The organism is Siphonobacter sp. BAB-5405 (assembly GCF_002872335.1).
Taxonomy (GTDB): Bacteria; Bacteroidota; Bacteroidia; order Cytophagales; family Spirosomataceae; genus Siphonobacter.
In genome coordinates this window covers 1-1,490 of sequence record NZ_NJAG01000128.1, presented here as the reverse complement: position 1 = coordinate 1,490, position 1,490 = coordinate 1, and the positions used below count along the sequence as shown (strand labels likewise).

At 51.7% G+C, this 1,490-nt stretch carries 1 protein-coding gene; it reads right to left on the bottom strand.

Annotation, left to right across the window (positions count from 1 at the left end; all coding sequences use genetic code 11):
* The coding region (locus BWI97_RS26425) for a TonB-dependent receptor domain-containing protein (RefSeq protein WP_158242874.1) at positions 1-1,479 on the bottom strand (1,479 nt) is incomplete at its 3' end.
* Positions 1,480-1,490: the final 11 nt, after the last annotated feature.

The following is a 1,490-nucleotide window of genomic DNA, read 5'->3' as shown; positions in this document are numbered from 1 at the left end:
AATTTTAGCATCGGTCAGCGTAGCACTGGCATTGATACTAAAGGCTGTAGACAGCTTGACGATGGTTTCAATCTCCAGACCAAACGAGCGGTAGTGGTTGGCAATTACTCGCTGGGTAGTGGCTTCAAAACCACCCTGTTCGTTCACGCGGGAGTAGAAAGCCGTTACGAATAAGCCCCCGAAGCCCAGATTTCCCTTGTAGCCCAGCTCCGCCTGATCAATCTGATCTTTGACACCCCGGATGCTACCGTCCGCTAATACGTTGTTGGTGAAAAGAATGCGGTCTGCTTTCGTCGTGGCACCGCTGCTGTAGCGGGCAAATACGGACTGATTATCCTGAAGCTTGTAATTGGCTCCGAGCGAGAACGAACCGTAGTTGTATCGATAGTTGACGGGCTTGGTGCTGGCGTAGTCAATGGCGGCTACTTTTTCTTCCGAGGCAAGAATGACGCCATCATTGTTCATATCCTTGCGTACGGTGGTTCCGCCGCTATAGGTACCGTTAACCCGGCCAAAATCCCAGCGTACACTGGCATCCACGTTGAGGGCTGGCGTAACTTCCCAGGAGGTACTTACGTAAGGAGCGGACATATTGTAAGCCGTATTATAATCTCGCTGAAGATTGCCCCACAACGGAACACCGTAGGCAAACTGGCCGTTTTGCGTCAGTCTCGTACCGCTGGCATTCGTAATATCCAGTGGCCGTAATCCCTTGCCTGATAAAGTCGTCAGATAAGAATTCCAGAGCCAGGACATGGCGATATTCTGGTACGCTTTGTAGAAACCAAACGTTACCGAACCCGCTCCAAAATCCTTCTTGAGTTTAAAGTCGTTAACGAAATTATTGAAGTTGTTCAGCTCCACGTCAAACATGTGAATAAGCATCGCCTGGCTACCCGTAAAAGCAGCTCCCGTGGCGGCATCCGTGAGGCGTGCATTCGTCAGATTCCAGCCCTGAGCACCGGCAATCGCACTCAACATCGCCGAGGTACTACCCGCTGTAGCCGGAAAGGGAGAAATGAAACGACCCTTGTTGAGTGAATAACGGGCCCGGTTTTCGATGGACCAGTTTTCTCCCAAATCAAAGTTAAATTCCGCACCAATGGAAGAAGAAACCGGGTGCATCCCATCGGCTACGTTGGCCTGACGTAAAGCTCCGTTAACGCCCAAACCCAGATCGTGCAGCAGGTAAGGGCTTTGCAGGGCTCCGTGCTTGGGATCGAACCCTTCTACGGCAGAATAAGTAGGGCGGCTGTTCGTTCCGGTTACCTGGAGGGGCGTGGGCATGTACGAAGCCGCCCGGTCATTAAGATACTTGGCGTACAGACGAACGTACCCATCGCGAAGTTTTAGTACTAGGTTCAAGTTTAATGACTGACCGCCGTTGTTCGCGGTGAAACCCGCCGTCCGTGGACCTTCACCGAGTCGGTAAAAACCACCCACGTTGAAATTGAAACCCATTGCCGATGGGTGCTCCATAGTTGAAATCC